13 protein-coding genes are annotated in these 14425 nt (G+C 69.6%); 2 read left to right on the top strand and 11 right to left on the bottom strand.

Annotated features, from left to right (window positions below; translation table 11 throughout):
- Positions 1-3: 3 nt before the first annotated feature.
- The 3 genes from ACIRVH_RS27765 to ACIRVH_RS27775 form a co-directional block, all read right to left on the bottom strand.
- A complete protein-coding gene (locus ACIRVH_RS27765) occupies positions 4-1065 on the bottom strand; it encodes an ABC transporter substrate-binding protein (protein WP_403958304.1) in 1062 nt (353 codons plus the stop codon).
- An 88-nt stretch (positions 1066-1153) separates the two neighbouring features.
- Positions 1154-2032 carry an ABC transporter permease gene (locus tag ACIRVH_RS27770; RefSeq protein WP_403958307.1) on the bottom strand — a complete coding sequence of 293 codons (879 nt, stop codon included), beginning with the start codon at positions 2030-2032 and terminating at the stop codon, positions 1154-1156.
- Entirely contained in the window at positions 2022-2837 is an 816-nt protein-coding gene (locus ACIRVH_RS27775; protein WP_386575892.1) for an ABC transporter ATP-binding protein, read from the bottom strand. Before ACIRVH_RS27775 ends, ACIRVH_RS27770 begins: the two co-directional genes overlap by 11 nt.
- A gap of 159 nt (positions 2838-2996) precedes the next feature.
- Between ACIRVH_RS27775 and ACIRVH_RS27780 the strand changes: the two genes are divergently transcribed.
- On the top strand, positions 2997-3689 hold the full coding sequence (locus ACIRVH_RS27780; protein ID WP_403958310.1) for a response regulator: 693 nt from the start codon (positions 2997-2999) through the stop codon (positions 3687-3689).
- A 49-nt stretch (positions 3690-3738) separates the two neighbouring features.
- Here the strand turns inward: ACIRVH_RS27780 and ACIRVH_RS27785 are convergent, their stop codons facing one another.
- From ACIRVH_RS27785 to ACIRVH_RS27810, 6 genes are all read right to left on the bottom strand, one after another.
- Complete coding sequence (locus tag ACIRVH_RS27785; RefSeq protein ID WP_403958313.1) at positions 3739-5331, bottom strand: cation acetate symporter; 1593 nt, start codon at positions 5329-5331, stop codon at positions 3739-3741.
- Positions 5328-5876 carry a DUF485 domain-containing protein gene (locus tag ACIRVH_RS27790; RefSeq protein ID WP_403958315.1) on the bottom strand — a complete coding sequence of 183 codons (549 nt, stop codon included), beginning with the start codon at positions 5874-5876 and terminating at the stop codon, positions 5328-5330. Before ACIRVH_RS27790 ends, ACIRVH_RS27785 begins: the two co-directional genes overlap by 4 nt.
- Before the next feature lie 69 nt (positions 5877-5945).
- Positions 5946-6629 (bottom strand): response regulator, encoded by a 684-nt coding sequence (locus ACIRVH_RS27795; RefSeq protein ID WP_403958318.1) that lies wholly within the window; start codon positions 6627-6629, stop codon positions 5946-5948.
- Positions 6626-7777, bottom strand: coding sequence for a histidine kinase (locus tag ACIRVH_RS27800; protein WP_403958321.1), 1152 nt, complete (start codon positions 7775-7777; stop codon positions 6626-6628). The genes ACIRVH_RS27795 and ACIRVH_RS27800 overlap by 4 nt, the downstream gene beginning before the upstream one ends.
- On the bottom strand, positions 7774-8295 hold the full coding sequence (locus tag ACIRVH_RS27805) for a DUF1453 domain-containing protein (protein WP_403958324.1): 522 nt from the start codon (positions 8293-8295) through the stop codon (positions 7774-7776). The genes ACIRVH_RS27800 and ACIRVH_RS27805 overlap by 4 nt, the downstream gene beginning before the upstream one ends.
- A gap of 282 nt (positions 8296-8577) precedes the next feature.
- Entirely contained in the window at positions 8578-10701 is a 2124-nt protein-coding gene (locus ACIRVH_RS27810; protein ID WP_403958327.1) for a type IIA DNA topoisomerase subunit B, read from the bottom strand.
- Positions 10702-11141: 440 nt separating this feature from the next.
- On the opposite strand from ACIRVH_RS27810, the gene ACIRVH_RS27815 reads away from it, so the two are divergent.
- A complete protein-coding gene (locus ACIRVH_RS27815) occupies positions 11142-11372 on the top strand; it encodes a hypothetical protein (protein ID WP_403958330.1) in 231 nt (76 codons plus the stop codon).
- A gap of 102 nt (positions 11373-11474) precedes the next feature.
- Here the strand turns inward: ACIRVH_RS27815 and ACIRVH_RS27820 are convergent, their stop codons facing one another.
- A complete protein-coding gene (locus tag ACIRVH_RS27820; RefSeq protein WP_403958332.1) occupies positions 11475-12335 on the bottom strand; it encodes a serine protease in 861 nt (286 codons plus the stop codon).
- Positions 12336-12457: 122 nt separating this feature from the next.
- Complete coding sequence (locus ACIRVH_RS27825; protein ID WP_403958335.1) at positions 12458-13999, bottom strand: RNA polymerase sigma factor; 1542 nt, start codon at positions 13997-13999, stop codon at positions 12458-12460.
- Between the last annotated feature and the right edge of the window lie 426 nt (positions 14000-14425).

A 14425-nucleotide genomic window follows, 5' to 3' on the forward strand; every position in this document is an offset into this window, starting at 1 on the left:
CCGTCACTCGGCCGCCTTCTCGACGAACTCGGTCGTGAACGTCTTGCTCAGGTCCACCTTGGCGTTCTGGATGGCGGGGTTGAACGACTTGAGGACCTTCTCGACGGTCTCGGGGCCGTTCGCGGGCATCACGCCGTCCTTGGTGAACATCGGCAGCGTGCTCTTGATCGCCGCGGCGTAGAGCGCCTTGTCGCCCTGGGAGTAGTCGGCGGGCATCTTGGCCGCGATCTCGTCCGCGCTGTGGGTGGACATCCACTTGAGCGTCTTGACGAATGCATTGGCCAACTTCTGGACGGTGTCCTTGTGGCTGTTGACCCAGTCCGTCTGCATGTACAGGCTCGACGACGGGTACGGCCCGCCCAGCGCCTCCTGTGAGCCCTCGGGGGTGCGCATGTCGAGGAGGACCTTGCCGGCCTTCTTGTCCAGGATGGTGGCGACGGTCGGGTCGGTGGTCATGCCGCCGTCGATCGCGCCCTGCTGGAGCGCCGAGATGAAGGTCGGTCCGGCACCGACGGCGACCGGGGTGAACTCGCTGACCTTCACGCCGTTCTTGACGGCGAGGTACTTGGTGAGGAAGTCGGTCGAGGATCCGAGACCGGTGACGCCGAGCTTCTTCCCCTTGAAGTCCTTGGGTGACGTGATGTCGCCCGCCGCCTTGTCGGAGACGACCTCGACCTCGCCGGGTGCGTGCGAGAACTGCACCACGGACTCCACGGACTTGCCCTTCACCTGGAGGTCGAGGGTGTGGTCGTAGAAGCCGACCGCCCCCTGCACCTGGCCGGAGACGAGCGCGGTCTCGGCCTGGACGCCGGCGGGCTCGCTCAGCAGCTCCACGTCGAGGCCCTCGGTGTCGAAGTAGCCGAGCCGCTGGGTGAGCATCGCGGGCAGGTAGATGACCTTGTCGAGGCCACCGACCATGATCTTGACCTTCGTCCCCTTGCCGTCGCCCTTGCTGCCGGAGCCGGCCGAGGCGGTGCTCGCCGCGTCACTGGCACAGGCGGTGAGGGAGGAGAGGGCGAGCAGACCGGCGGCGGCCAGGGTGGTGTATCTGGCGGACTTGCGCATGGCGGTTCACGTCCTTGTGAGAGGGCGGTGCGGGGAAAGGGGGGTGGCTCGGAGAAGCGTTCGCAAGGGGGGGGTGGCTCGGGGGCGTTCAGCTGTCGGAGCCCGACGGCTTCCACCGGAAGATGCGGCGCTCGGCGAAGGTGAGCAGCCCTTCGGCGACGAGGGCGACGGCGGCGAGGATGACCATCGCGGCGTAGACGCCGGCCGCGTTGAAGGTGCCCTGCGACTGCGCGACGAGCAGGCCGATGCCCTTGGTCGCGCCGATGTACTCGCCGACGATGGCGCCGATGAGGGCGAAGCCGAAGCTGACGTGGAGGCTGGTGAAGATCCACGAGGTGGCCGACGGGATGACCACCTGGAGCGTCACCCTGCGGTCGCTCGCGCCGAGGATCCGGGCGTTGGAGACCAGGTTGCGGTCGACTTCACGGGCGCCCTGGAAGGCGTTGAAGAACACCGGGAAGAACACCAGCACCACGGCCGACGCGACCTTGGAGGCGGGGCCGAGTCCGAACCAGATCACGAAGATCGGGGCAAGGACGATCCTGGGTATCGAGTTGAGCACCTTGATGTACGGACCGAGGACGTCGGCGAGGAAGGCGATCCGCCCGAGGGCGATACCGCACACGACACCGGCGACCACGCCGAGCACCCAGCCGAGCAGTGCCTCGTGGACCGTGGCCCAGATCTGCTCGCCGAGGGAGCCCTGGGCGGTCCCGTGCATCACCCAGGTCCAGATCTGGTCCCAGATCTTCGAGGGCATCGAGAAGTTGAACGGATCGATGGTCTTGGCCCGGGAGAGCGCCTCCCAGAGGCCGAGGACGGCGATCAGGAGCAGTACGCGGGCGCCCATGACGACGGCCTTGCGTCTGCGGGCGGCGCGCACGCGTGACTGCGTACGGTCCGTCTTGTTGCCGGGCTCGGTCATGGTCAGCGCGACCTGGGCCTCGGGCATGACGTCAGGCGACATTCGCGGCACCCCTCTCGCGGGTGATGCGGACCTCTTCGCCGAGGGACTCCCAGATCTCGCGGTAGATCTCGATGAACCGCGGCTCCAGGCGCACCGACTCGACCTTGCGCGGCCGCGGCAGGTCGATGTCGAAGACCTGCTTCACGGTCGCGGGCCCGGCGGTCATCACGACGACCTTGTCGGCCAGCGCGATGGACTCCTCGAGGTCGTGGGTGACGAAGACGACGGAGGCGCCGGTGCCCTCCCACAGCTCCAGCAGTTCGTCCGACATCAGCGCGCGGGTCTGCACGTCGAGCGCCGAGAACGGCTCGTCCATGAGCAGGATCTCGGGGTCGTTGACGAAGGTGGCGGCGAGGGCGACACGCTTGCGCTGGCCGCCGGAGAGCTGGTGCGGGTAGCGGTCCTCGAAGGCCGCGAGTCCGACACGGGCCAGCCACTCGCGGGCCTTCTGCCTGGCCTCCGCCTTGGGCACGCCCCGGAAGCGGGGGCCGGCCATGACGTTGGACAGGACCGTCCGCCAGGGGAAGGTGGCGTCCTGCTGGAAGACGAAGCCGACCTTGTCGCCGACGCCGTCGACCGGCTGCCCGGCCACCAGCACCTCGCCCTCGGTGGGCTCCTCCAGGCCGCTGACGAGGGTCAGCGTGGTGGACTTCCCGCAGCCGGTGGGTCCGACGACGGCCACGAACTCGCCACGCCGCACGGTGAGGTCCAGGTCGCGCACGGCCGTGTGCAGACCCCCCGACGGGGTCCTGAAGGTTTTGCTCGCGCCCCGTAGCTCGATGGCGGGGCTGGTGTCTGTGCTCATGGGCCGGGACGGTAGGTGTGGCCCCGGCCACAGCTGCAGTCTTGTGAGCACAAGCTGTTCTTTTGCTCGCAAGAGCCTGTTGTGCTCATTTTGCTCGCGCTACAACTGCGGAGCACGAAACACGGGCTTAACGCTCGCCGGCCTTGAAGGAGAGGCCTGATGATTGACGTCCTGGTGGTGGACGACGACTTCCGCGTCGCTGAGATAAACGCCAAGTACGTGGGGAAGGTTCCCGGCTTCCGGGTGACCGCCCGCGCGCACAGCGCCGCCCAGGCCCTGGCCGCCGTCGAACGCCGCGCCATCGACCTCGTCCTGCTCGACCACTACCTGCCGGACCTGACCGGCCTCGAACTCGTCCACCGCATGCGGGAGCAGGGCCACGGCACCGACGTCATCATGATCACGGCGGCCAGCGACGTGACGACCGTGCAGCAGGCGATGCGGCTGGGCGCCCTGCACTACCTGGTCAAACCCTTCACCTTCGCCGCCCTGCGCACCCGGCTGGACTCCTACGCGGCCCTGCGCCGCACCGTCGACCGGGTGGGCGGCCGGGGTCTGACGGGCCAGGAACAGGTCGACCGGATCTTCGGCGCCCTGCGTACGTCTCCCGCGCCGTCCGCGCCGGGCCTGCCCAGCGGCCACTCGGAGCCCACGACGGACCTCATCTGCGGCGTCCTGCACCACGCGGACCAGCCGCTGTCGGCCCACGAGGTCGCCGCCCGAACCGGCCTGAGCCGCTCCACGGCCCAGCGCTACCTCCGCCACCTGGAACAGGCGGGCCGCCTCCGCCTCTCGCTGAAGTACGGCGACACCGGCCGCCCGGAACACCGGTACGCGTGGGTGGCGCCGTAGGGCGGCCGGGTGGCCGTCTGCCGGGCCACGGCCGTGCGGACGCCGCCGGCTAGACGGCTCCCGCCCCGGTCAGCGACCGCACCTCGGTCTCCGCGTACTTGGCCTCGTCCGCGGACTCCTCCGAGGTGACGGTGCCCAGCCAGCCGGCGAGGAAGCCGAGCGGGATGGAGACGATGCCCGGGTTCTGCAAAGGGAAGTACTGGAAGTCGACGTCCGGGAAGAGCGAGTCCGGGCTGCCGGACACCACCGGGGACAGGAGCACCAGACCTAGCGCGGGAATCAGCCCGCCGTAGACGGCCCACACCGCACCGCGTGTGGTGAAGGCACGCCAGAACAGCGAGTAGAGCAGCGCCGGGAGGTTCGCGGACGCGGCCACGGCGAAGGCGAGGCCCACCAGGAAGGCGACGTTGAGGTCGCGGGCCAGCAGACCCAGGGCGATCGCGACGACGCCGATACCGACCGCCGCGACCCGCGCCACCGCCACCTCACTGCGCGCCTTGACGTGCCGCCGCCGCAGCGACGCGTACAGATCGTGCGCCACGGACGCCGAGGAGGCGAGGGTGATCCCGGCGACCACCGCGAGGATCGTCGCGAAGGCGACGGCTGCGACGACCGCGAACAGAACCGTTCCACCGGTGGAACCGGCGCCGCCGCCCAGATCGAGCGCCAGCAGGGGTACCGCTGTGTTCCCGGACGCGTTCGAGCGGCTCACGGCGTCCGGCCCCACCACGGCGGCGGCCCCGAAGCCGAGGACGACCGTCATCAGGTAGAAGCCGCCGATCAGCCCGATGGACCACACCGCCGAGCGACGGGCCGCCCGCGCGGTGGGCACCGTGTAGAAGCGGGACAGGATGTGCGGCAGCCCTGCCGTTCCCAGCACCAGCGCGAGCCCCAGACTGATGAAGTCGAGTCGGGCGGTCCAGCTGCCGCCGTACTTCAGTCCCGGCGCCAGGAACGCGCTCCCGTGACCACTGCGCTCCGCGGCCGTGACCAGCAGCCGGTCGAAGTCGCCGTGGAACCGCACCAGCACCAGCGCGGTCAGCACGACCGTCCCACCGAGCAGCAGGACCGCCTTCACGATCTGGATCCAGGTGGTGGCCCGCATGCCTCCCAGGGACACATAGATCACCATCAGCGCGCCCACGCCGATGACCGTCCAGGCCTGGGCCGCCCCGCTCGTCCGCCCCAGCAGCAACGCCACCAGGCTGCCCGCGCCCACCATTTGCGCCACCAAATACAGAACGGACACCGTGACCGAGGAAGTTCCCGCGGCGATTCGCACCGGCCGCTCGCTCATCCGGGCGGCCACCACGTCGGCCAGGGTGAACCGCCCGCAGTTGCGCACCAGTTCAGCCACCAGGAACAGCACGACCAGCCAGGCCACGAGGAAGCCCACCACATACAGCAGCCCGTCGTAGCCGAACAGCGCGATGAGCCCGGTGACCCCCAGGAAGGAGGCGGCCGACATGTAGTCGCCCGCGATGGCAAAACCATTCTCCATCGGGGAGAAGAGCCGCCCGCCGGCGTAGAACTCCTCCGCCGAACCCTGCCGCCTGCGACTCACCCATGTCGTGATCCCGAGGGTGACGGCCACGAAACTGCTGAACAGCATGAGTGCCAGCATCTGGTGATCGCCGGTCACGAGGCGCCTCCCCGGGCTCCGCGCGTCAGTTCCTGGGTGTCCCAGCGCAGCTCCAGCGCCGCCCGGTCCCGGCGCAGCCGCGCATGCCGGGCGTAGGCCCAGGTGAACAGGAACGTGGTCAGGAACTGCCCGAGCCCCGCCAGCATCGCCACGTTCACCGCTCCCACCACGGGACGGGCCATGAGGCCGGGAGCGGTCGTCGCAGTGACCACGTACCCCACGTACCACGCGAGGAAGGCGGCGGCCCCCGGCACCACGAACCGCCGGTACCTGCTGCGCACCTCCTGGAAGGCCTCGCTGCGCTGCACCTCGACGTACACGTTACGAGCGCGAAGATCCGCTGGGTCCTGCTCCCCGCGCGCGGACGGTACGGCCCGTGCCGGCGCACCGGCGCCGTCCAGCTCGCCCCAGCCGGTGGCCAGGGCGTCGTACCAAGGGTCCTCGTACCTCGCGTCGCGGGACACCGTGCCGGGGTCTTCCTGGCTCTCGGCCGGGTCCCCGGAACCGTCCCCGGCTCCGCGGGCACGACCGTTGCTTGACTGCATGTCCAAGGATGGACAGATCGGGAAGTTCCCTGACTCTTCTTCCCTCGGCTCTTCACCCCATCAGGTGACTCACTCGGCGCGGGGCCGCACCAGTCCCTTCCCGTACGCGTACCGCACCGCCTGCGCCCGGTCCTTGAGGCCCGTCTTGGCGAAGAGGTTGTTGATGTGTGTCTTCACCGTCGCGGTGGAGACGTGCAGCTTGCGGGCGATCTCCTGGTTGCTCAGCCCCTCGCCGATCAGCACCAGGACCTCGGTCTCCCGCGCGGTCAGCCCGTCGGGCGCCTCGGCCTCGGCCGGCTTGGGCTCGGGCTCCGACAGCCGCTCCAGCAGTCGGCGCTGGACGCTCGGCGACAGTCCCGCGTCCCCCGACAGGACGCTCTCCACGGCGCGCACGATCTCGTCGCCACCCGCGTCCTTGGTGAGATAGCCCCGGGCTCCCGCGTGCAGCGCGGGGAACAGCGACTCGTCGTCCGCGTACGTGGTGAGCACCACGACCTGGGTCCCCGGGTACCGGGCCCGGATCCGGCGCGTGGCCTCCACGCCGTCGCAGCGGGGCATCCGCAGGTCCATCAGGATCACGTCGGGGGCGAGTTCCCCGACCAGCCGCACGGCCTCCTCGCCGTCCCCCGCGGAACCCACGACCTCCACACCGGGCAGCAGCCCGAGCAGCATCACGATGCCTTCCCGCACCACGGTCTGGTCGTCCGCGACGACCACCCGCGCAGGCTTCCTCTCCCCCTCCGCCTCCGTCATACCGGCACCTTCAACGTCACCAGGAACCCCTCCTCGTCCGGCCCCGCGTCGAGCGAGCCGCCCAGCAGTTCGGCGCGCTCACGCATCCCCAGCAGACCGTACCCGCCGCCGGACCCGGTCAGTTCGCCCGGCAGGCCGCCCGAGTCCCTTACACCCAGGGTCACTTCGTGCGGGCCGTAGTCGAGCCGCAGGTGCACCTTGGCGCCGTGGGCGTGCTTGCGGACGTTCGTCAGTGCCTCCTGCGCCACCCGGCGCACGGCCTGGGACGCCTCGGCGGGCAGGGGTCTGCGCTCACCCGTGACGGTGACCTCGGCGCCGTCGGACCCGCTGACGAGTTCGGTCAGGAAGTCCTCCAGCGGGGTCAGCTCGCCGCGCAGCGCGGACAGCGCCTGCCGGGTCTCGGCGAGGCCGTCGCGGGCCATGCCCCGGGCCGCCACCACGCGCTCCAGGATCTGCTCCCGGTCGGCGCCGCGCTCGATCAGCAGCCGGGCGGCCTCGAGGTGGACCAGCTGTGCCGAGAGGCTGTGGGCCAGCACGTCATGGATCTCCCGGGCGATCCTCGCCCGCTCGCCCAGCGCCGCCGACTCCGCCTCGGCGGCCCTCGCGGCCCGCTCCTGGGCGAGCAGCCGCTGCGCGCCGCCCCGGGCCTCCGCGTCCAGTCGCAGGACGTATCCGGCGAGGGCCATGCCCGCCACCGTGGCGGCCGTGGTCAGCCACACGTCGTTGTTGGACGCGGAGTACGAGGCCAGTGCCACCGACGTCACCGGCAGAGCGGCCGCGATGGGCATCCGCTCCAGGGCGGAGACCCCGCAGCCGCACCAGATCAGCAGGGCCGGTCCTTTGAACCCGGTGGCCTGGGCCGCGAGCGCGATTCCCAGGAGCACGCCGATGAGCCCCAGGGACGGCAGCAGTCGGTGCTCGTAGGTGGTGCGGAAGAAGGCCCAGGAAACGATGCCGGCCAGCACGACTCCCGACGCGGCCGCGAGCGCGCCCCAGATGCCGACGTGCTTCTGGCTGAAGGCGCTCCACAGGAGCAGGGCGATCACAAGCAGCCTGACGGCCCAGGCGATCATGCGCCGGGGGCGGCTGGTCCCCTCCCGGCCGAGCGCCTCTCGCGACGGCCAGCGCGTCCAGGCGTTGTCCTTCACACCCTCTCCTCCCACGCCGACCGCATGCCGTCACCGTACGCCGGGGCCGGGCGGCTCGCGGAGCCGAGGGACCGGGCCCGCCAGACCAGGAACCCGGCACGGACGAGCAGGGTGCCGGCGAGGCCGAGCATCAGCGCCGAGCTGTCCTGGTGCACACCGAACGCCATGCCGAGGACGAAGACACCGACCCGGAGGGCGATGCCGACGAGCCAGACGACGACGCTGGCCTTGGTGCTCTTGGTCCACACGACACCGTCCGACGCCGTCCAGATCCGGGTGGTCCAGGCCCAGCCGGCGCCCGTGGCCAGGCCGATAAGCACCTCCACGGCGAGCAGCACGGCGGATCCGGCGCGGTGGTGGGCGTCGAGTATGCCGGGCTCGCGCAACGCCATGACCGCGAGGATCACGGGCAGCAGCCACCAGCGTCGGTCGGTGTCGATCGCACGGGCACGGAACTGCCGCACGACCACCACGGCGACGACGGCCACGATCATCAACACGTTGACGAGCCCGGACATCACAGCCTCCGTAAGCGGGAAGGTGGTGTCGGGAGCGAGTGCTTCCGACGCCTTCGAAGTTACGGAAATGCGCAGGTCAGGAGATCGGCGCAGGGGTGGATCGTGGGTGGAATCCGGCGACCGGCCTGCCTCCACCCACGGGTGGAGAGGCCTGCGGTGGGGCGCTGCTCGGGAGGTCGGGGCGGCCGGCCGAGAGCGTTCGCTGCACGGAGCGACCACGCGCACCGGCCGACCGGCCCGCTCCTGGTGAGCGGCCCGGTCGGCCGAAGCCCGGCTCAGCGGTTACGCGTCGATCCGCGACCGGTCCAGTGTCGCCGCCGAGCTGGAGATGAACTCCTTGCGCGGCGCCACGTCGTTGCCCATGAGCAGGTCGAAGACCTGTTCGGCGGCCTCCAGGTCGGAGAGGTTGATCCGGCGCAGGGTGCGGTGGCGCGGGTCCATCGTGGTCTCGGCCAGCTGGTCGGCGTCCATCTCGCCCAGACCCTTGTAGCGCTGGATGGAGTCCTTGTACCGGATGCCCTTGCTCTGGAACTCCATGAGCTTGTCGCGCAGCTCACGGTCCGAGTACGTGTAGACGTACTTGTCCTGGCCCTTCTTCGGCTGGATCAGCTCGACGCGGTGCAGCGGCGGCACCGCGGCGAAGACCCGGCCCGCCTCGACCATCGGCCGCATGTAGCGCTGGAACAGCGTCAGCAGCAGGCACCGGATGTGGGAGCCGTCCACATCGGCGTCGGTCATCATGATGATCTTGCCGTAGCGGGCCGCGTCGATGTCGAACGTACGGCCCGACCCGGCTCCTATGACCTGGATGATCGCGCCGCACTCGGCGTTCTTGAGCATGTCGGTCACCGAAGACCGCTGCACGTTGAGGATCTTGCCCCGGATCGGCAGCAGCGCCTGGAACTCGGAGTTCCGGGCCAGCTTCGCCGTGCCGAGCGCGGAGTCGCCCTCGACGATGAACAGCTCACTGCGGTCGACGTCGTCACTGCGGCAGTCGGCGAGCTTGGCCGGCAGGGACGAGGACTCCAGAGCGGTCTTCCGCCGCTGGGCGTCCTTGTGCTGGCGGGCCGCGACGCGCGTACGGGCGGCGGCGACCGCCTTCTCCAGCACGACCCGGGCCTGGGCGGCCGCGTCACGCTTGGTGGCGGTCAGGAACGCCTTCAGCTCCTTGGAGACCACGTTGTTCACGATGCGGCGGGCCGCCGAGGTACCGAGGACCTCCTTGGTCTGCCCCTCGAACTGCGGCTCGGCCAGGCGCACGGTGACGACGGCGGTGAGACCCTCGAGGGCGTCGTCCTTGACGATGTTGTCCTCGGCCACACGCAGCATCTTCTTGGCGCGCAGCACGTCGTTCAGCGTCTGGGTGATGGACTGCTCGAAGCCGGTCACGTGGGTGCCGCCCTTGGGGGTGGCGATGATGTTGACGAAGGACCTCAGCGTGGTGTCGTAGCCCGTGCCCCAGCGCATCGCGACATCCACGCCCAGCTCACGCGTGACCTCGGTGGGGGTCATCTGGCCGTGCTCGTCCAGGACCGGGACGGTCTCCTTGAACGTGCCCTGCCCCGAGAAGCGGAGGACGTCGCACACCGGCTTGTCGCTGGCCAGGTACTCACAGAACTCGCTGATGCCGCCGTCGAAGCGGAAGGACTCCTCGCCCTTGCTGCCGCCCTCGCCGAGGCCGAACTCGTCGCGGACGACGATCGTGAGGCCGGGCACCAGGAAGGCGGTCTGCCGGGCACGCTGGTGCAGCGTCTCGAGGGAGAGCTTGGCGTCCTTCAGGAAGATCTGCCGGTCGGCCCAGTACCGCACACGCGTACCGGTACGGGTCCTGGGGATCTTCTTGCCCTTGGCCAGCCCGCTCTTGGACTCGAACTTCGCGTCCGGGCCGTCTCCTCGGAAGGCGCCCGGCACACCACGCCGGAAGCTGATGGCGTGGGTGTGGCCGCTGCGGTCCACCTCGACGTCGAGACGGGCCGAGAGCGCGTTGACCACGGAGGCACCCACGCCGTGCAGACCACCGGAGGCGGCGTAGGAGCCGCCGCCGAACTTGCCGCCGGCGTGGAGCTTGGTCATCACGACCTCGACGCCGGACAGGCCGGTCTTGGGCTCCACGTCCACGGGGATGCCGCGGCCGTTGTCCCGCACCTCCACGGAGCCGTCGTCGTGGAGGATCACGTCGATGTGGTCGCAGTAGCCACCGAGGGCCTCGTCCACGGAGTTGTCGATGATCTCCCACAGGCAGTGCATCAGACCGCGGCTGTCGGTCGAGCCGATGTACATGCCCGGGCGCTTGCGCACGGCCTCGAGGCCCTCGAGGACGAGCAGGTGCCGCGCGGTGTAGTTGGAACCGTCCCGGTCTGCTCCTGCCAGCAGCGCTGTGGACGGCACGGACGTATCGGCGGTCACGCGGTTCGCTCCTCGCTGAATTTCAGGTGACCCCCTTTTGGGTAAGGGGGCGGCTTCGGTCGCCGCTCAGAGGGTACCGAGGCCTGGTAGAGCCGTTGTAACGCCACCCTCGTCTGGATGTCAGCCTAGTGCAGGCTCGCATGCATGTTCGATCCCTCGATGGAGTGAAGTACATATCACGTTCCCTTGGAGGCATGAACCATTTAGGCTCCGGGCACGTCCTCATGAACAACCGGCAACCCGGCCGGGAGGACGTGAACCCAAGACAGCGCGAAACCGTAAGCACATAAGACACGCACTACGGCACATTCGCCGCCAACCGGCAGCAGACAGCAGCCCCGGAAAGATTTTTTCGAGGAAAAGCCACGAGCGGGAACGTTTTCGGGCTGGTTGGATGTTGACCCTGGTACGACAGCTCGTCGAGCTAGAGAAGAGGCGACGTGACTACTGTTCTGACCCCCGCGAGCCCACTGACGGCCGCCGATCGCTGCGACCGCTGCGGCGCCCAGGCATACCTGCGCGTGGTCCTGCTCAGCGGCGGAGAACTGCTCTTCTGCGCCCATCACGGTCGCAAGTTCGAGCCGGAACTCAAGAAGATCGCCGCCGAGATACAGGACGAGACGGAGCGGCTGACGACCGCTCCTGGCTCCGCTTCCGACGAAGAGCGCTGACATCTCGCACCACGACGAGCCAGCCCTGGCACAGGCCAGCGAACGGGCGGCCGCTCCTCACCACCAGGAGCGGCCGCCCGTGCTCATGCCCTACGCAGTCCCTCAGGTGCCCTTGTGGGGCCTCTGTGGACCGGCGAGGGCCGGTTTCAGCGTGCGCAGGACGTCGGACACACGCGTGTAGACACCAGGGCTACCGGGGCGCCCACAGCCGCTCCCCCAGGAAACGAGCCCGATCAGCCGCCCTGAGGCCACCAGAGGGCCGCCACTGTCGCCCTGACAGGCGTCCGGACCGCCCGCGACCTCTCCGGCGCAGAGCATGGAGTCGGCCCGGTAGGCGCCGTCCAGGCCGCCCGGGTAGGCACGAGCACACAGATCGTCGGCCAGCACCCGTACGCGTGCGGCGTGGAGCCGATGCGCGTAGGTGCCGCCGCCCGTCGTGTCGCCCCATCCGGAGACCAGGGCCTGTGTCTCCGCCTTGTATGCCGGATCGCCCGCCGACGCCATGGCCACGACCGCACTCTGCGGCAGCGGTGCTGCAAGCGTGAGCACGGCGAAGTCGCCGGAGTTGGTGACCGGGTTGTAGCGCGGATTCACCCGGGTGCTCTGTACGGCGATCTCCTCGCCCTCACCCGACAGCAGGTCCGTGCGGCCTGCGATGACCTTGAAGTCGCGCGCCTCGTTCGGAGGCGCTCCCAGGACCTCCTCGTCCACGCAGTGGGCCGCGGTGAGCACGGTGGTCCGGGAGACCGCCACGCCGCCGCAGAACTGCCCCGCGCGCGTACCCCCGAACCGGTCACGGCTGGAGAGCGCCACGGTCCACGGCGCCTGCGAAATCTCTATCGGAAAACCCCCTACGACCACGCTGTCGGCGGTCGCCGGGGCAGCTCCCATCAGGGGTATGGCGGTCATGGTGGCCGCCAGGACCAGGGGCCGGATCAGGGCCCGGGCAATGGAACGGCGCATGCATGCTCCTCACTCTGCGGTGGTGCTGGAACACCCAGAGTCAGTCACCGCACGACTGCGCGCAGCACGAAGGCCCGGCTCCCGCGAGGGGAGCCGGGCCTTCGTCGTCGTACGACCGGGACCTAGTCGAGGTAGTCGCGCAGCACCTGCGAACGCGACGGGTGGCGCAGCTTCGACATGGTCTTGGACTCGATCTGACGGATGCGCTCACGCGTCACGCCGTAGACCTTGCCGATCTCGTCGAGGGTCTTCGGCTGACCGTCGGTGAGACCGAAACGCATGGAGACAACGCCTGCCTCGCGCTCGGACAGGGTGTCCAGAACGGAGTGCAGCTGCTCCTGCAGAAGCGTGAAGCTGACGGCGTCGGCGGGGACGACGGCCTCGGAGTCCTCGATGAGGTCACCGAACTCGCTGTCACCGTCCTCACCCAGCGGGGTGTGGAGCGAGATGGGCTCGCGGCCGTACTTCTGGACCTCGATGACCTTCTCCGGGGTCATGTCGAGTTCCTTGGCCAGCTCCTCCGGGGTGGGCTCGCGGCCCAGGTCCTGGAGCATCTGGCGCTGCACGCGCGCGAGCTTGTTGATGACCTCGACCATGTGCACCGGGATACGGATGGTGCGGGCCTGGTCGGCCATGGCGCGGGTGATCGCCTGACGGATCCACCAGGTGGCGTACGTGGAGAACTTGTAGCCCTTGGTGTAGTCGAACTTCTCCACCGCGCGGATCAGACCGAGGTTGCCCTCCTGGATGAGGTCCAGGAAGAGCATGCCGCGGCCGGTGTACCGCTTGGCCAGGGAGACCACCAGACGGAGGTTGGCCTCCAGGAGGTGGTTCTTGGCGCGGCGGCCGTCCTCGGCGATGATCTCCAGCTCGCGCTTCAGCTTCGGGGCGAGCTTGTCGGCGTTCGCCAGCTTGTCCTCGGCGAACAGACCCGCCTCGATGCGCTTGGCCAGCTCGACCTCCTGCTCGGCGTTGAGCAGGGGGACCTTGCCGATCTGCTTGAGGTAGTCCTTGACCGGGTCGGCTGTGGCACCGGCTGCGGCGACCTGCTGGGCGGGAGCGTCGTCCTCGTCCTCGTCGGAGAGTACGAAGCCGGCATTCTCGGTGCCCTCGGGCTCGTCGGCGGCCTTGGTTTCCTCGAGGACCTCGTCCTCGGCCAGCTCGGCGTCGTCCGACTTGGCCGTGGTCTTCTTGGCGGCCGTCTTCTTGGCGACGGTCTTCTTCGCGGCCGCCTTCTTGGCGGTCGTCTTCTTGGCTGCTGCCTTCTTGGCGGGTGCGACTTCCTCGGCGGGGTCGTCGGCTGCCGGGGCGGCGGGCACGGCCGGGGCGGCCGTGGTGGCGGTGGCCTTCCTGGTGGTCACCGTCTTCGCCGCGACCGTCTTGGTGGCGGTGCGCTTCGCCGGGCTCTTCGCTGCGACGCTCTTTCGGGTGCGCTTGGGCTCTGCTGCACTGACCATCAGCGTCACACCCTCTTCCTCAAGGATCTGGTTGAGGCTGCGCAGTACGTTCTTCCACTGAGTGGCCGGAATCTGGTCAGCTTCGAAGGCCCGACGCACATCGTCGCCGGCGATCTGCCCCTCAGCCTTTCCCCGCTCAATGAGCGCCATGACAGAGACGGACTCGGCGATCTCCGGCGGGAGCGTACGGGATGTGCTGGCCGACACGAACAACCTCTCGGAACGTTGGAAAACGGCTTCCGGCCCCGTCCACAGCGGACAGGAGCCGACCACCGGCCTGGGGATGGGCCGACGGAGCGGGCGGGGGCCGGGAAGATGCACAGCGCCTGTCATGGCGTCCGTATTCCCTCCGCGGCTGTCACCTCTTAGGTCATCGCGCTGCTCCCGCGAGCGTTACGCCCAATCTGCGTGGCCCGAGTCACACCCCGTAAGCGGTCAAAAGCGGTCAGACATGGGCAGACGAGATCACTGTTGTACCGGCCGGGACCACTCCACCGGCATGGGCGGCCGGCCGCGGGGGGGGGGGGGGGGCGGGGGGGGGGGGGGGGGGGGGGGGGGGGGGGGGGGCGGGGGGGCCGGGCCCGCCGCCCCCCCCCCCACCCCCCCCCCCGCCGCCGGCCGGGGGCCCCCGCC

The organism is Streptomyces sp. NPDC101165, assembly GCF_044768135.1.
GTDB lineage: Bacteria > Actinomycetota > Actinomycetes > Streptomycetales > Streptomycetaceae > Streptomyces.

Coding starts and splice junctions, on each gene's coding strand:
- ACIRVH_RS27765 (WP_403958304.1), bottom strand. CDS start 1,065: ATGCGCAAGTCCGCCAGATACACCACCCTGGCCGCCGCCGGTCTGCTC.
- ACIRVH_RS27770 (WP_403958307.1), bottom strand. CDS start 2,032: ATGTCGCCTGACGTCATGCCCGAGGCCCAGGTCGCGCTGACCATGACC.
- ACIRVH_RS27775 (WP_386575892.1), bottom strand. CDS start 2,837: ATGAGCACAGACACCAGCCCCGCCATCGAGCTACGGGGCGCGAGCAAA.
- ACIRVH_RS27780 (WP_403958310.1), top strand. CDS start 2,997: ATGATTGACGTCCTGGTGGTGGACGACGACTTCCGCGTCGCTGAGATA.
- ACIRVH_RS27790 (WP_403958315.1), bottom strand. CDS start 5,876: ATGCAGTCAAGCAACGGTCGTGCCCGCGGAGCCGGGGACGGTTCCGGG.
- ACIRVH_RS27795 (WP_403958318.1), bottom strand. CDS start 6,629: ATGACGGAGGCGGAGGGGGAGAGGAAGCCTGCGCGGGTGGTCGTCGCG.
- ACIRVH_RS27805 (WP_403958324.1), bottom strand. CDS start 8,295: ATGTCCGGGCTCGTCAACGTGTTGATGATCGTGGCCGTCGTCGCCGTG.
- ACIRVH_RS27820 (WP_403958332.1), bottom strand. CDS start 12,335: ATGCGCCGTTCCATTGCCCGGGCCCTGATCCGGCCCCTGGTCCTGGCG.